Genomic DNA, 15285 nt, shown 5'->3' with positions numbered 1-15285 from the left:
TCCGGCGAATGGTCTGGCACGATATGGGGTGGCCCTGTGGAGGCGCAGGCGAGACAATGGCGGATTCGTTGATCCACCCTTGGTAGCCCCATGAGCATTCCCTCCCGCGTCCGCCTCATCGACGTTGGCCCCCGCGACGGCCTGCAGAACGAAAAGACCCCAGTCCCAGCCGCCGTCAAGATCGAGCTGGTGCACCGCCTGCAGCAAGCGGGCCTGAAAGAGATCGAAGTCACCAGCTACGTCAGTCCCAAGTGGGTGCCGCAGATGGCCGACAACCATGAGGTGATGGCCGGTATCACCCGCCAGAGCGGCGTCGCGTATTCGGTGCTCACGCCCAACCTCAAGGGCTTTGAGGCTGCCGTGCTGGACAAACCCGACGAGATCGTTGTCTTCGGCTCGGCCAGCGAGGCCTTCAGCCAGCGCAACATCAACTGCAGCATTGCCGAGAGCATTGAGCGTTTTGCGCCCGTTGTAGAGGCGGCATTGGCCGCCGGCATCCGTGTGCGCGGCGCCATGAGCTGCACCGTGGGCTGCCCGTACGAAGGCGACATTGCCCCTGAGCGTGTGGCGTACCTCGCGGGCCTGCTCAAGGGCATTGGCGTGCAGCGTGTGGACGTGGCTGACACCATCGGCGTGGGCACACCGCGCAAGGTGCAGAAGGCGCTGGAGGCCACGTTGCAGCACTTCGGCATCGACGACGTGTCGGGCCACTTTCATGACACCTACGGGCAGGCGCTGTCCAACACGCTGGCCGCGCTGGAGCTGGGCGTGTGGAACTTCCAGTCGTCCGTGGCCGGGCTGGGCGGCTGCCCCTATGCCAAGGGAGCCACCGGCAATGTGGCCACCGAAGACGTGGTGTACATGCTGCAGGGCATGGGCATCGAGACGGGCATCGACCTCGACAAGCTCATCGACGCGGGCGCGTACATCAGCGATTTCCTGGGCCGCAAGCCCAACTCCCGCGCTTCCAACGCGCTGTTGACCAAACGTGCGGGGTAATAGGCCACTGCCGCTGAGACGCTGACGCATCTCAGCGGCCTCGCTCCCTGTGCGGAAGGGGCGCGCCCGCTGGTCCGGCAGGGCCCGTGCAGCGGGCGCGTCGGCCGGGGCTGGCACCATGCGGTCAAAATACCCGGGACGATTGTGATTTCGGAGTAAGAAACGATGTGTGGAGCTGAACTGAAAAACCTGCCCGAAGGTGTGCAGCGCGTGGCTGCAGCGCTGGAATCCCTGGGCCACCCCCACCGGCCGCAGATGCTGGACGACGCAGCGCGCACCGCGCAGCAGGCGGCCGATGCGCTGGGCATTGCCGTCGGGCAGATTGCCAAGAGCATCATCTTTCGCCGCAAGAGCGACGATGTGGCCGTGCTGGTGGTCACCTCGGGCGACCGGCGGGTGGACGAGAAAAAGGTGGAGGCCCACGTGGGCGGCAAGATCGGCCGCGCCGATGCCGACTTCGTGAAAAGCCGCACGGGCTTTTCCATCGGCGGTGTGTCGCCCGTGGCGCACGCCACGCCGCCCGTCACGCTGATCGACCAGGACCTGCTGCGCTTTGAGGTGGTGTGGGCGGCGGCGGGGCATCCGCATGGTGTGTTTGCGCTGCACCCCAGCGATCTTCAGCGGCTGACGGGTGCACCCGTGGTGGATGTGGTGCAGGTGGTTGCACCTGAGTCTGCGGCATGAGTGCTATTGAATTACTAGCTGTTCGCGCTTTGCAGATAAGCGCTGACGGTCATTTTGATGCTGAAAACACCGAGGCCGTGCCCTCGCCCTGCATCTCGGTCTGCCGTATGTCACCCGACCGCAGCCACTGCGAGGGCTGCTTTCGCTCCCTCGACGAGATCCGCATCTGGTCGCGTGCCGACTCGCACCTGCGGCGGGGCATCTGGCGGCAGCTGCTGGACCGGGCGGGCATTGCCGTGCCGGTGCAGCCAGAAAGCGCAGAAGGCTGAGCCATGAAACACATCACGTTCTACCTCGACTTCATTTCGCCTTACGCCTGGCTGGCCTTTGAGCGCCTGCCCGAGGCGCTGGTGGACCTGAGCTACAGCGTCGAATACCGCCCGGTGCTGCTGGGAGCTTTGCTGCAGCAGCACGCCAACCCGGGGCCCGCGGGCATTGCGCCCAAGCGCGCCTGGACCTACCGCCACGTGACCTGGCTGGGCCACGCGCAGGGCACGCCGCTGCAGATGCCAGCACGCCACCCGTTCAACCCGCTGCCCTTGCTGCGCCAGGCGCTGGCCTGCAGCTACGACGGTTGCATCAACCGCTATGTGGCGGGCACCGTGCTGCGCCATGTGTGGCAGGGCGGGCACGACGCGCTGGACGCCGAGCGCCTTGCCGCGCTGGCGGCCGATCTGGCCGAGCAAATCCGCCCCGGGCATGACGCGAACAGCGAAGGCCCCAAGGCGCTGCTGCGCGCCAACACCGAGGCCGCGCAGGCGGCGGGTGTGTTTGGTGTGCCTGCGTTTGTGGTGGACGGCAAGGTTTTCTGGGGGCTCGACAGCCTGCCCATGCTGCGCGCCTACCTGGAGGGCGATGACTGGTTTGATGGCCCGGGCTGGAATGCTGTCAGCCAGCTCCCATCGGGTTTACCCGCGAAGCCCTGAGCTGTTTCCGGATGCTGAAAGAGGTGCTGCGGGTTTCTCCCTAAGTTGTCAGAGAGCGGTCAGTTTGATGAAAGCTCTTGTTGGTTTCGCGTCAGAGCGTGGTCAGTGCCATCTCCAAGAATGCGTACAGCCCGCCGCAGTGCGGTCTGCACAACCAATAGGAGACTAGACACCATGGCAACCATCCATCCCGCACCGCGGCCGATGTCGCCCGAAGAGCGCAAGGTTATCTTCGCTTCGTCGCTCGGCACCGTTTTTGAGTGGTACGACTTTTACCTGTACGGCTCGCTCGCAGCCATCATCGCCAAGCAGTTTTTCAGCGGACTGGATGCGGGCTCTGCCTTCATCTTCGCGCTGCTGGCGTTTGCTGCGGGCTTCATCGTCCGGCCATTTGGCGCCATCTTCTTCGGCCGCCTGGGCGACATGATCGGCCGCAAGTACACGTTCTTGGTCACCATCCTGATCATGGGCCTGTCCACCTTCATCGTGGGTATCTTGCCGACCTATGCCTCCATCGGTGTGGCGGCCCCCGTCATCCTGATCATCCTGCGCTTGCTGCAAGGCCTGGCGCTGGGTGGTGAGTACGGCGGCGCAGCCACCTATGTGGCCGAGCATGCTCCGCACGGCAAACGCGGCGCCTACACCGCCTGGATCCAGACCACGGCCACGCTGGGTCTATTCCTGTCGCTGATGGTGATTCTGGGCACCCGCACCGTGCTGGGCGAAGAAGCCTTTGGTGACTGGGGCTGGCGCATCCCGTTCATCGTGTCGATCCTGCTGCTGGCCATCTCGGTCTGGATCCGTCTGTCGATGAACGAATCGCCTGCCTTCCAGAAGATGAAGGCCGAGGGCAAGACCTCCAAGGCCCCACTGACCGAGTCCTTCGGCCAATGGAAGAACCTGAAGATCGTGATCCTGGCACTGGTAGGCTTGACCGCCGGCCAGGCCGTGGTGTGGTACTCGGGCCAGTTCTATGCGCTGTTCTTCCTGACACAAGCCCTGAAGGTTGATGGCGCCACCGCCAACATCTTTGTGGCCGTCTCGCTGCTGATCGGCACGCCGTTCTTCATCGTGTTCGGTTCGCTGTCGGACAAGATCGGCCGCAAGCCCATCATCCTGGCAGGCTGTCTGCTGGCCGCGCTGACCTACTTCCCTGTGTTTGGCGCACTGACCAAGGCGGCCAACCCCGCCCTGGCTGAAGCCCAGGCCAAGAACCAGGTGATCGTTACGGCAGACCCCAAGGAATGCTCGTTCCAGTTCAACCCCACCGGCACTTCCAAGTTCACCAGCTCGTGCGACATCGCCAAGCAGGTGCTGGCTGGCGCTTCGGTGAGCTACGAGAACGCTGTGGGCGCCGCCGGCACCCCCGCCTCCATCAAGATCGGTGAAACCGTCATCGCCTCGTACACCAGCAAGGGCCTGCCCGCTGACGAAGCCAAGAAGAAAGATGGCGAGTTCAAGAAGGCTGTGGCCGATGCGCTGAAGGCTGCGGGCTACCCCACCAAGGCAGATCCTGCCCGCATCGACAAGGTCATGGTCACCGTGATTCTGACCTACCTGGTGCTGCTGGTGACCATGGTGTACGGCCCCATTGCAGCCATGCTGGTCGAAATGTTCCCCACCCGCATCCGCTACACGTCGATGTCCCTGCCGTACCACATCGGTAACGGCTGGTTCGGCGGTCTGCTGCCCACCACGGCGTTCGCCATCGTGGCCCAGACCGGCAACATGTACAACGGCCTGTGGTACCCCATCATCATTGCCGGTGCCACGGTGGTGATCGGTGGCCTGTTCATCAAGGAAACCAAGGACGTGGACATCTACGCCAACGACTGATCGGTTCTGACCGGTGTACAGGGCCCGCCCCGCAAGGGTCGGGCCCTGTGTTCCATCAAGGGGCTTGTCCGCGCACCAGTACAACCCATAACCCTGCGCGCCAGCCAGGCCCCTTGATTGAACAAACCCATCCCAGGAGATATTGATATGTGGAAGATTGTTGTTGGCTTCGTCTTGTTTGCTGCGTTGTCGATGTACGTGATCATCACGGCGGGCGACAAGGCCGACATGGGTGGTGAAAAACACGGCGCAGATGCCGTGCATGCGCCCGAACCCGCTGCCAGTGCACCCGCAGCGGCGCCTGCGTCGGCACCAGCATCTGCGGCCAGCGCGCAGTAAGCTGCCGGGCCTCATCCCGAGCCCATCAAAAAAAGCCTGCAGCCGAAAGGCCGCAGGCTTTTGTTTTGTGCGGTGCCGTCACGGTGGGCCGCACACTCCACACCCCTATCGCTCCTGGCGTGGCGCAGGGCAAAAGCCCGCGCAGCGCCTCAGTTTCTTAGGGTGTCATCGCTTGAAGCGCCCGTCACTCCCGATGATGGAAAGGTCGGCGAACACCAGACCGCTGTGGTCCGTGGGGCCGTAGCTCAGCTCCACGCCACCCAGGTCCCACTTCTTGATGCTCTCCAGGCCTGTGTGCAGCTTGGCGCGGTCCGGCTTGGGGCCCGCGCGTTTGATACCTTCCAGCAGCACCTTGGCGCTGACGAAGCCCTCCACCATCGCGGGCGTGAGATCGGAAATGTTCTTGGCGCGGGCCAGCTCCATGGCTTCCTTGACCACCGGGTAGTTCACCGACCGCTCGGAGGGAAAGACCTGCGTGACCACAACCCCCCGGGCCTGGTCGCCCAGCAGTTTGACAAAGCCGCCCGAGGCATTGTTCGACAGTGTCACGATCTGCCCCGTGACCCCTGCAGCGCGCAGCGCCTTGATGCCGTCCACCACCGCCGCGCCCGTGCCGATGAAGACCACGGCCTGGGGCTGCTTTTGCGCCACACGCGGTGCAATCGCGCTGTAGTCGGGCTTTGCACGGTCAAATTTCTCGACAAAGAGGGCTTCCAGCTGGTTGGCCTTGAAGCCCAGCTGTGCACCTGCCAGGCCATCTGCGCCAAAGGTGTCGTCCACATGCACCACGCCAATGCGCTTGATGCCCAGGGTGTTGAGGTGGGTGATGGCCTTTTCCACCTCGCGCTGGTAGGGCGCGCGCACGTTGAAGATGAACTTGTGCACCGGCTGGTGGAGCACCATGGCGCCGGTGGAGGGGCCGACCAGCGGCACGCCGTGCTGCTCCAGCAGCGGCATGATGCCCTGGGTGTGGGGCGTGCCCCGTGTCATGAACAGCCCGATCACGCCTTTTTCCTCAATCAGAATGCGGGTGTTTTCGAGGGTCAGCTTGGGGTCGAATTTGTCGTCCAGGGATATGACCTCCACCTTCTGCCCCGCGATACCGCCCCGGGCGTTGATGTGATCAATGTAGAGCGCCGCGCCCTGCATGGATTCGGCCACCGTGGCCGCTGCCGAGCCCGTGATGCCCACCGTCTGTCCAATGAGAATCTGTCCGTGGGCTGCGCCCACCATTGCGAAGATGGAGGCCAGGGTGGCGCCCCCGCGAAGCCAGTGTGTCAATCTCATGTTTGTCCCAAGATGCCTGTTTGTTGGAGGCGTCAATATAGATACAAACGGTGACAAATAAACTGTAGAAATACGTAGGCCCGGACGGAGCCGGGCCTGCGCAACCTATGGCCATCGGGTGGAAGGCTCTTAGCGGCGGAACCTGCCGTCCGTACCAATGATGGAGAGGTCGGCAAAGTCCAGGCCCGTGTGGTCGTCTGGGCCGTAGCTCACCTCCAGCCCGCCCAGGTCGAATTTCTTGATGCCTTCCAGGGCCGCGTGGATCTTGTCGCGGCTGGGTTTGGGGCCGGCGCGCTTGAGCCCTTCCACCAGCACCTTGGCGGCTGCAAAACCTTCGAGCATGGCGGGGCTGATCTCCTGCAAGCCCTTGGCCCGGGCCAGCTCCTGGGCTTCCTTGACCATGGCGTAGGTCACCGCGCGCTCATTGGGGTACACCTGGGTCACGATCACGCCGCGCGCGTTGTTGCCCAGGCTCTTGATGAAGCCGCCCGAGGCATTGTTGGACAGCGTCACGATCTGTGCGGCAGAGCCTGCGGCGCGCAGCGCATTGCTGCCATCGACCACGGCAGAGCCGGAGGCAATCATCAGCACGGCCTGGGTGTCTGCCTTGGCCACTTTGGCCGCAACCGGGGCGAAATCAGGCTTGGCACGGTCAAACTTCTCCAGCACCACGGGTGTGAGCTTGGCCGCCGCCAGGCCCTTTTGTGCCCCCGCCACGCCATCGGCACCAAAGCTGTCGTCGGCATACACCACGGCAATGCGGGTAATGCCCATGGAGGCCAGGTGGGTCATGGCCTTTTCTGCCTCGCGCTGGTAGGTGGCACGCACATTGAAGATGTATTTGCGCACGGGCTGGTGCAGCACCATGGCGCCCGTGGAAGGGCCGACCAGTGCCACGCCGTGCTTTTCCAGCAGGGGAACGATGGCCTCGGTGTGGGGCGTGCCGCGTGTGAGGAACAGCGCTGACACATTGTTCTCCTCGATCAGCTTGCGCGCGTTTTCTGCGGCCAGCTTGGGGTCGAACTTGTCGTCCAGCGAGGTCAGTTCGATCTTCTGGCCGTTGACGCCGCCCTTGGCGTTGACCGCATCGATATAGAGCAGGGCGCCGTCGGTGGTTTCCTTCACGCCTGCCGCCACCTGCCCGGAGAAGCCGGCGGTTTGCCCGATCAGGATCTGGGCATGACCAGCGCCGCACAGCGCGGCGGCCAGAGCGACTGCGGCTCCCCATTGTGTCCATTTGTACATGGTCGTCTCCTTGGATTGACTGGCTACTCTAGACAAATGTGCCCTGTTTGCGAACCGGCATAACCCGATGTTGTGACAGCACCTGTCAGCAGACCCGCAATCAAAGGGTATTGCGGCAAGGCCGGACGGGCGCCACTGCGGTGCCTAGAATGTTCCGCCTCACCCTCGAAAAAGACTGCCTCCATGACCCAGGGACTGATCCGTATCCGCGGCGCACGCCAGCACAACCTCAAGAACCTGGACCTGGACATCCGCACCGGCGAGCTCACGGTGGTCACGGGCCCCAGCGGCTCGGGCAAATCGAGCTTGGTGTTCGACACGTTGTATGCCGAGGGCCAGCGCCGGTACGTAGAGACCTTCAGCGCCTACGCGCGCCAGTTCCTCGACCGCATGGATAAGCCCGCTGTGGACAAGGTCGAAGGTGTGCCCCCGGCCATTGCCATCGACCAGACCAACCCCGTGCGTTCCAGCCGCTCCACCGTGGGCACGATGACGGAGCTGAACGACCACCTGAAGCTGTTGTTTGCGCGCGCGGGCCAGTTGTTTGACAAGCAGACGGCGCAATCGGTGCGGCATGACACGCCGGAAACCATCTACGCCGAGCTGGCCGCGCGTTGCGCTGGGGCGGGTGACCCACGCATCGTCCTGACGTTTCCGGTTGAGCTGCCTGGGGGTACGTCGGCCGAGCAGGTTGAGCAATGGCTGTCCGCCAGCGGCTTCACCAAGGTGCAGGCGGAGCGCGAAGTGGGCACGCCCACGGGGCCGCGCAAGGTGCTGGATGTGGTCGCGGACCGGTTCCGGCTGGGCAATGCTGAGAAGGCGCGTGTGATCGAGGCCATCGAGGTCGCGCTTAAGCGCGGCACGGGGCGCTTGAATGTCTATCGTCTCGTGGAGGAGGGTGAGCCAGAGCTGTGGAGGTTTTCGACGGGCCTGCACTGCCCGGACAGCGACCTGCGCTACAGCGACCCTATTCCGTCGGCCTTCTCGTTCAACTCCGCCGTGGGCGCCTGCGACAGCTGCCGGGGTTTTGGCCGCGTGATCGGGGTGGACTATGGCCTGGTCATCCCCAACGACAAGCTCACGCTGCGCGCTGGCGCGATCAAAACCATCCAGACTCCCGCGTGGAAAGAGGCCCAGGACGACCTCATGCGCCACGCCGAGACGGCCGGCATCCCGCGCGACACGCCCTGGTACAAGCTGACCGACGACCAGAAAAAGTGGGTGATCGGCGGCACGCCGGGCTACAAGGACGGGCAGTGGAGCAAGCAGTGGTACGGCATCAAGCGCTTCTTCGAGTACCTCGAAAGCAAGGCCTACAAGATGCACATCCGCGTGCTCTTGTCCAAGTACCGCAGCTATACGCCGTGCCCCACCTGCGCGGGTGCGCGGCTCAAGACCGAAAGCCTGCTCTGGCGCATCGGCCGCAAGGAAGACGCCGATGCGGTGCTGGAGCCCGGCAAACGTTTTCTGCCCGAAGGCGTGTCGTGGTCGCGCGAGCAGCTCGAAGCGCTGCCCGGCCTGTGCCTGCACGACCTGATGCTGCTGCCCATCGACCGCCTTCGAAAGTTCTTTGACCGCATGCAGTTGCCGGTGGGCGACGACGCCAAGGGTGGCGATGCGCAAGCGCTCAAACTGCTGCACGAAGAAATCACCACGCGCCTCAAGTACCTGTGCGATGTGGGCATTGGCTACCTCACGCTCGACCGGCAAAGCCGCACGCTGAGCGGCGGCGAGGTGCAGCGCATCAACCTCACCACCGCGCTGGGCACATCGCTCGTCAACACACTGTTCGTGCTCGACGAGCCCAGCATTGGCCTGCACCCGCGCGACATGCACCGCATCACCGAGGCCATGCTGCGCCTGCGCGATGCGGGAAACACCCTGGTGGTGGTGGAGCACGACCCGGCCGTGATGCTGGCAGCTGACCGCATGATCGACATGGGCCCTGGCCCGGGGCGCCTGGGCGGGCAGATTGTGTTCGACGGCTCCACGGCCGATTTGCGCAACGCCGACACGCTGACCGGCGCCTACCTGGGTGGGCGCAAGCACGTGGGTTTTGGGTTCAAGCGCATGGTGACGGAATCGACGCCTCGCCTCATTCTGGAGGGCGCACGCGAGCACAACCTGCAGAACGTGTCGGTGGAGTTCCCGCTGCAGCGCCTGGTCACCGTGACCGGTGTCAGTGGCTCGGGCAAGTCGAGCCTGATCCAGGACGTACTGGCCCCCGCACTGCTGCGCCACTTTGGCAAGGCCACCGACACGCCCGGTGCGCACGACCGCATGCTGGGCGCCGACCATCTGTCGGATGTCGTGTTTGTCGATCAATCCCCCATCGGGAAAACCGCTCGATCCAACCCCGTGAGCTACGTGGGCGCGTGGGACAGCATCCGCGAACTGTTTGCCGTGGCGCCGCTGTCGAAGCAGCGCAGCTACACGGCCAGCAAGTTCAGCTTCAACAGCGGCGATGGGCGCTGCCCGACCTGTGGCGGCTCGGGCTTTGAGCATGTGGAGATGCAGTTCCTGAGCGACGTGTACCTGCGCTGCCCGGACTGCGACGGCAAGCGTTACCGGCCCGAGATCCTGGAGATCACCATCGAGCGTGGTGGTCGGACGTTGAATGTGGCCGACGTGTTGGCTCTCACGGTGGCCGAGGCGGCCGACCTGTTTGCGGGCGACCGCGATGTGATCCGCGCGCTGCAGCCCATCGTGGATGTAGGGCTCGAATATGTGGCGTTGGGCCAGCCCGTGCCGACCTTGTCAGGCGGCGAGGCGCAGCGCCTCAAGCTTGCAGGCTTTCTGGCGGAGGCTGCGCGCAGCGCATCCAAATCGCGCCAGTCCGTCGCCCGCAAAGGCACGCTGTTCTTGTTTGACGAGCCCACCACGGGCCTGCACTTTGACGACATTGCCAAGTTGATGCGCGCGCTGCGCAAGCTCATCGATGCGGGGCACTCGCTCATTGTCATCGAGCACAACCTCGATGTGATCCGCGCCAGCGACTGGCTCATCGACCTGGGCCCCGAGGGCGGCTATGCAGGCGGCCTCATCGTGGCCGAGGGCACGCCTGAAGACGTGCGGGCGCATGCCACCTCGCACACCGGGCAGGCACTGCGCGACTACGAACTGGCGCTGGGCGTGGGCGGCCACTCGGTGCACGAAAAAGCTGCGGTGCTACGAAAATCAGAGCGCCTTGCGCTTATGGATAAAGCGCCAGCGGCCAAAAACGCCATTGAAATTGTCAACGCCAAGGAGCACAACCTCAAGAACCTGAGCGTGGACATCCCGCGTGGAAAGTTCAATGTGGTCACAGGCGTGAGCGGCTCGGGCAAGTCCACGCTGGCGTTCGACATCCTGTTCAACGAAGGCCAGCGGCGTTACCTCGAATCACTCAACGCCTATGCGCGTTCCATCGTGCAGCCCGCGGGTCGGCCCGAGGTGGATGCGGTCTACGGCATCCCGCCCACCGTGGCTATCGAGCAGCGCCTGTCGCGCGGCGGGCGCAAGTCCACCGTGGGCACGACGACGGAGGTGTGGCACTTCCTGCGCCTGCTGTACGTCAAGCTCGGCACGCAGCACTGCACCAAAGACGGCGCCGCCGTGCAGCCGCAAACGCCCGAGAGCATCGCCGCGCAATTGCTCACGCAGTTCCGTGGCCAGCACATCGGTCTGCTTGCGCCGCTGGTGATGAACCGCAAGGGCGTCTATACCGAGCTGGCCGACTGGGCCCGCCCGCGCGGCTACACGCACCTGCGCGTGGATGGCAACTTCTTGCCCACCACCAACTTCCCGCGCATTGACCGCTTCAAGGAGCACACCATTGAGCTGCCCGTGGCCAGCATCGACGTGTCGCCCGAGAACGAAGCCCAGCTCCGCAAGGCACTGGCCGACGCGCTCACGCACGGCAAGGGCGTGGTGCATGTGCTGAGCAGCATCGACACGCTGGCTGCGGCCATGGAGGGCGGCTTGCCCACGGCCGGTATTGGCCATCTGCAAGCCTTTTCGACCAAGCGTGCCTGCCCGGTGTGCGCCACCAGCTATGCCGAGCTGGACCCGCGCCTGTTCTCGTACAACAGCAAGCATGGCTGGTGCCCCGACTGCGTGGGCACCGGCGTCAAGCTCACCAAGGACCAGCGCAAGGTGTTTGACGACTCGGTACAAGACGACAAGGAAAAGGGCCGCGAGCAGACCTTTGCCGAGCCCGAGGTGGAAGATTTGCAGGACACCGCTTGCCCCACATGCCACGGCACGCGTCTGAACGCCACAGCCCGCGCTGTGAAGTTTGCAGGCGTGGGCATCACCGAAATCGCCGCGCTGTCGGTGACGGATGTGCGCCGCTGGATCGAGACCCTGCGCATCGAAGGCGGCATGACCCAGCGTGAAGGCGACATCGCCCGCGACTTGGTGCCCGAGATCCAGAGCCGCCTCGAATTCCTCGAAGAAGTGGGCCTGGGCTACCTCACGCTCGACCGGGGCGCGCCCACGCTCAGCGGTGGCGAGGCCCAGCGCATCCGCCTGGCCGCGCAGCTGGGCAGCAACCTGCAGGGCGTGTGCTACGTGCTCGACGAGCCCACCATTGGCCTGCATGCGCGCGACAACCAGATCCTGCTCAACGCCCTGCACAAGCTGGGTGACAAGGGCAACACGCTGGTGGTGGTGGAGCACGACGAAGACACCATCCGCCGCGCCGACCACATCATCGACATTGGCCCCAGCGCGGGCAAACGCGGCGGGCGCCTGGTGGCGCAAGGCAGCGTGGCCGACATCACGGGCGCCGAAGATTCGCAAACCGGCCGCTACCTGCTGCACGCCATGAAGCATCCGCTGCAGCTGCGCCGCAGCATGTCGGCCAGCGAGGTCAGTGCCGAGGCCACGGCCGCCTTTGCCCGTGCCGAAGCTGCGGCGCCTACCGGCCGACAGAGCGCTGCCGTCAAGAAGCGCGCGGCCCAGGCCGCATCGCTGGCTGCATACGCGCTGACCGAGGCCAAGGAACGTGCCGCCATGCGCTGGCTTACGGTGCATGGCGCGCAGTTGCACAACCTGCAGAACGTGACGGCCACCGTGCCGCTGCACCGTCTGGTGGCGGTGACGGGCGTGAGCGGTTCGGGCAAGTCCACCCTGGCGCGCGACGTGCTGCTGGCCAACGTGCAGGCCTGGGTGCAGCAGCGCAGTACCAAGGCCGGGCGCGATGCGATGGATGCAGGCAAGGCGCCGCCCCTGGTCGGTTGCACGGGCCTGTCGGGCTTCGAGAGCATTGACCGCGTGCTCGAAGTGGACCAGACGCCGATCGGCAAAACGCCACGCTCCTGCCCCGCCACCTACATCGGCTTCTGGGACACCATCCGCAAGCTGTTCGCTGAAACGCTGGAGGCCAAGGCCCGTGGCTACGCGGCCGGGCGCTTCAGCTTCAACACCGGCGAAGGCCGCTGCCCAAGCTGCGAAGGTGCGGGCGTGCGCACCATTGAGATGAGCTTCTTGCCCGATGTGAAGGTACCCTGCGAGACCTGCCACGGCGCGCGCTTCAACCCCGAAACGCTGGCCGTGACCTGGCGCGGCAAGAGCATTGGCGACGTACTGCAGATGGAGGTGGACGAGGCCGTGGGCTTCTTCGCCACCATGCCCAGCATTGCGCACCCGCTGCAGCTCTTGCAGGACGTGGGCCTGGGCTACCTCACGCTGGGGCAGCCGTCGCCCACGCTCTCCGGCGGAGAAGCGCAGCGCATCAAGCTGGTGACCGAGCTGACCAAGGTGCGCGACGAGGTGGGCCGTCGGGGCCAGAAGGCGCCGCACACGTTGTATGTGTTGGACGAGCCCACGGTAGGCCTGCACATGGCCGATGTGGACAAGCTCATCCGCGTGCTGCACCGCCTGGTGGATGGCGGCCACAGTGTGATCGTGATCGAGCACGACCTGGATGTGATCGCTGAGGCCGACTGGATTCTGGACCTGGGGCCGGAGGGCGGCAACGCGGGCGGGCGCATTGTGGCTGCAGCAACACCTGAGGACGTGGTGGCGGCGGGCACACATACTGGAAAGGCGCTGGCGGCGGTGTTGGCGCGCTGAGATACGTGAGCGGTGCGGGCGGCAGAGGCGGGGTGGCTCCATGCCAGCCATTGGTTTGGCGCACACCCCTGTCGGCCCATGTCCTACGCACAACGCGGAACATGGCGCACGCGCTGCGCGGGGTGGGCTTCCTACGATGGGTTGCAGGGGATCGGCTCCCCACCTTCCATCCACATCTACGGACGCCCATCACCATGAACGCTTTTCATTTCCTCAAGACCTGTACTGCCCTCGCGGCTGCTTCTGTGCTGCTGGTCGCCTGCGGCGGCGGCAATGACGATGACCCAACACCCAGCAACGAACCCGGTGTGCTGACCGTGACCAGCGCTACGGTGGACGGTCTTAACGGTGTGTACGGCAACGGCACGTTGAACCTCACCGGCGTGGACAAGGAAAACCCCATCGGCTCGGTGCCCGAATTGTGTGCTTTCCGCTTTGACGGGGCCAACAAGGTGGGTTCTTCGGCCACCGCCTTTGGCGACATCCGGTATCGCCCCGATGCGACGGGCCTGCACCAGGTCTTCCTGACCTTTGATGGCAAGGAATACGCCAGCGGCGAGCCGACTGACACGGCGGTGGTACGCGAGAGCGACCAGGTGCGCTTCAGCGGAAAAACGCTGACAGCCACGGATGGCTCGAACGCCACCCTGCGCGTCACCGGCATCGTGCCCATGCGCCCGAACCGGCCGCTGGGCTGCTGATCCGGCGGCAGTTTCATTCCCTCTTTACTTGTCTCCATCCCGGTCCCTTCGACCGGTTTGGCCCCCGCTGTGATCGCAGCGGGGGCTTTTTTGTTGGGGCCTGTGGTCGTGCAGCCAGTCGCGCGGCGGTAATGGGGCCGCACAATGCACCGTGGAGCGCGGGGGGCATTTGCCGCTCGCGCATGTTCCCTTTGCACCCCCATGCCCGAACAACTGCCTGCTCACCCCACCGTGGTGTGGCTGCATCCCGCAGCACCCGCCAAGCCCGCAGAAGGCGCACCCTGCAACGGCTGTGGGCTGTGCTGCCTGGCGGAGCCCTGCCCGCTGGGGATGCTGGTTTCACGGCGCCGCAAGGGGGTCTGCACGGCCCTGCGCTGGAGCGATGCCGACCAGCGCTATTGGTGTGGCATGGTGGCCGACCCCGGTGGTGTCACTGGCCTGTCCCATCCCTGGGCTGTGCGCGCACTGTCTGCGCTGGCCCGGCGCTGGATCGCATCGGGCGTGGGTTGTGATGCGCGGCTGGATGCGCAGGCCTCGCATCCCACGGATTCGTTGTGATGCAGGAGCTATGGTTTTGATAGCGTTTGATGCTTTTTAGACGGGCGCTGCCGGCCTTCTTGATCCAGATTCAGCGTGAGAAGTCGTCCGCGTTGCGCCGGGCGGAAGAAATGCCCGTGCCAGCTTGCAGGGCCACAATGCACAGAAAATTGCCGAACTGCCAGCTACAGAGCCTGCCATGACCAAACTGGACGACACCGACCGCGAAATCCTCAGCATCCTGCGCGCCGACGCACGCACCCCCGTGGCCACGCTGGCGCAGAAGCTGCGTGTATCGCGCGGCACCGTTCAGAACCGCTTGCACAAGATGGAGGAGGGCGGTGTCATCGTCGGCTATACCGTGCGGCTGCGGCCCGATTCGGAGCCCCAGCGCATCCGTGCGTGGATGAGCATCGCGGTCGAGGGCAATGCGGCGCCCGCTGTCATCCATGCGCTGCGCGGTGAGCCCACGGTGGGCACCCTGCACACCACCAACGGCCGCTGGGACATCGTGGCCGAGGTGCGCGCCGAAAGCCTGGAGGCCTTCGATGCGGCGCTGGGCCGCATCCGCCTCACGCCGGGCATTGCCAACACGGAAACCAGCCTGCTGCTGTCCACGTACAAAGTGTGACAAACGCCTGCGGTGTTGCGCGCTGCCGGCGCGTTGCGGGAAC

General features: G+C 64.9%; 12 protein-coding genes. 10 read left to right on the top strand and 2 right to left on the bottom strand.

Translation table 11 applies throughout. The annotated features are described in order from the left end of the window. The first annotated feature begins 90 nt into the window (after positions 1-90). The 6 genes from NFX52_RS06705 to NFX52_RS06680 all read left to right on the top strand — a co-directional run bounded on the left by NFX52_RS06705 (position 91) and on the right by NFX52_RS06680 (position 4784). Complete coding sequence (locus NFX52_RS06705) at positions 91-999, top strand: hydroxymethylglutaryl-CoA lyase (protein WP_055393039.1); 909 nt, start codon at positions 91-93, stop codon at positions 997-999. A gap of 165 nt (positions 1000-1164) precedes the next feature. After that, entirely contained in the window at positions 1165-1683 is a 519-nt protein-coding gene (locus NFX52_RS06700) for a YbaK/EbsC family protein (protein WP_055393041.1), read from the top strand. Continuing rightward, the gene (locus NFX52_RS06695) at positions 1680-1952 is read left to right on the top strand and encodes a DUF1289 domain-containing protein (RefSeq protein WP_055393047.1); all 273 of its coding nucleotides are present in this window, start codon (positions 1680-1682) and stop codon (positions 1950-1952) included. The genes NFX52_RS06700 and NFX52_RS06695 overlap by 4 nt, the downstream gene beginning before the upstream one ends. A gap of 3 nt (positions 1953-1955) precedes the next feature. Continuing rightward, positions 1956-2609 (top strand): 2-hydroxychromene-2-carboxylate isomerase, encoded by a 654-nt coding sequence (locus NFX52_RS06690; RefSeq protein WP_055393049.1) that lies wholly within the window; start codon positions 1956-1958, stop codon positions 2607-2609. Positions 2610-2783: 174 nt separating this feature from the next. Then, entirely contained in the window at positions 2784-4445 is a 1662-nt protein-coding gene (locus NFX52_RS06685; RefSeq protein ID WP_055393050.1) for an MFS transporter, read from the top strand. 147 nt (positions 4446-4592) lie between these two features. Beyond that, positions 4593-4784: a hypothetical protein gene (locus NFX52_RS06680; RefSeq protein WP_055393051.1), complete on the top strand. Its 192-nt coding sequence runs from the start codon at positions 4593-4595 to the stop codon at positions 4782-4784. Positions 4785-4949: 165 nt separating this feature from the next. Here the strand turns inward: NFX52_RS06680 and NFX52_RS06675 are convergent, their stop codons facing one another. Continuing rightward, entirely contained in the window at positions 4950-6071 is a 1122-nt protein-coding gene (locus NFX52_RS06675; RefSeq protein ID WP_055393052.1) for an ABC transporter substrate-binding protein, read from the bottom strand. Between the two features lie 129 nt (positions 6072-6200). Next, on the bottom strand, positions 6201-7316 hold the full coding sequence (locus NFX52_RS06670) for an ABC transporter substrate-binding protein (protein ID WP_055393053.1): 1116 nt from the start codon (positions 7314-7316) through the stop codon (positions 6201-6203). 183 nt (positions 7317-7499) lie between these two features. Here NFX52_RS06670 and uvrA point away from each other — a divergent pair, with 183 nt between their 5' ends. From uvrA to NFX52_RS06650, 4 genes are all read left to right on the top strand, one after another. Beyond that, entirely contained in the window at positions 7500-13373 is a 5874-nt protein-coding gene (gene uvrA, locus NFX52_RS06665) for an excinuclease ABC subunit UvrA (protein WP_055393054.1), read from the top strand. A 194-nt stretch (positions 13374-13567) separates the two neighbouring features. Beyond that, the gene (locus NFX52_RS06660; protein ID WP_055393055.1) at positions 13568-14074 is read left to right on the top strand and encodes a hypothetical protein; all 507 of its coding nucleotides are present in this window, start codon (positions 13568-13570) and stop codon (positions 14072-14074) included. A 201-nt stretch (positions 14075-14275) separates the two neighbouring features. Next, entirely contained in the window at positions 14276-14632 is a 357-nt protein-coding gene (locus NFX52_RS06655) for a hypothetical protein (RefSeq protein WP_055393056.1), read from the top strand. Between the two features lie 178 nt (positions 14633-14810). Next, positions 14811-15242, top strand: a complete 432-nt coding sequence (locus NFX52_RS06650; RefSeq protein WP_055393104.1) for an Lrp/AsnC family transcriptional regulator — start codon at positions 14811-14813, stop codon at positions 15240-15242. Positions 15243-15285: the final 43 nt, after the last annotated feature.

It is taken from the genome of Acidovorax facilis, assembly GCF_023913775.1.
GTDB lineage: Bacteria > Pseudomonadota > Gammaproteobacteria > Burkholderiales > Burkholderiaceae_C > Acidovorax > Acidovorax facilis.
The sequence above is the reverse complement of the archived record's forward strand: the minus strand, read 5'-3'. Positions and strand labels throughout refer to the sequence as shown.

What these genes read in the sequence shown, in the direction of transcription:
- NFX52_RS06675 (WP_055393052.1), bottom strand. Translation starts at nt 6,071, where the DNA reads ATGAGATTGACACACTGGCTTCGCGGGGGCGCCACCCTGGCCTCCATC.
- NFX52_RS06695 (WP_055393047.1), top strand. Translation starts at nt 1,680, where the DNA reads ATGAGTGCTATTGAATTACTAGCTGTTCGCGCTTTGCAGATAAGCGCT.
- NFX52_RS06690 (WP_055393049.1), top strand. Translation starts at nt 1,956, where the DNA reads ATGAAACACATCACGTTCTACCTCGACTTCATTTCGCCTTACGCCTGG.
- NFX52_RS06655 (WP_055393056.1), top strand. Translation starts at nt 14,276, where the DNA reads ATGCCCGAACAACTGCCTGCTCACCCCACCGTGGTGTGGCTGCATCCC.
- NFX52_RS06700 (WP_055393041.1), top strand. Translation starts at nt 1,165, where the DNA reads ATGTGTGGAGCTGAACTGAAAAACCTGCCCGAAGGTGTGCAGCGCGTG.
- uvrA (WP_055393054.1), top strand. Translation starts at nt 7,500, where the DNA reads ATGACCCAGGGACTGATCCGTATCCGCGGCGCACGCCAGCACAACCTC.
- NFX52_RS06680 (WP_055393051.1), top strand. Translation starts at nt 4,593, where the DNA reads ATGTGGAAGATTGTTGTTGGCTTCGTCTTGTTTGCTGCGTTGTCGATG.
- NFX52_RS06660 (WP_055393055.1), top strand. Translation starts at nt 13,568, where the DNA reads ATGAACGCTTTTCATTTCCTCAAGACCTGTACTGCCCTCGCGGCTGCT.
- NFX52_RS06650 (WP_055393104.1), top strand. Translation starts at nt 14,811, where the DNA reads ATGACCAAACTGGACGACACCGACCGCGAAATCCTCAGCATCCTGCGC.
- NFX52_RS06670 (WP_055393053.1), bottom strand. Translation starts at nt 7,316, where the DNA reads ATGTACAAATGGACACAATGGGGAGCCGCAGTCGCTCTGGCCGCCGCG.
- NFX52_RS06705 (WP_055393039.1), top strand. Translation starts at nt 91, where the DNA reads ATGAGCATTCCCTCCCGCGTCCGCCTCATCGACGTTGGCCCCCGCGAC.
- NFX52_RS06685 (WP_055393050.1), top strand. Translation starts at nt 2,784, where the DNA reads ATGGCAACCATCCATCCCGCACCGCGGCCGATGTCGCCCGAAGAGCGC.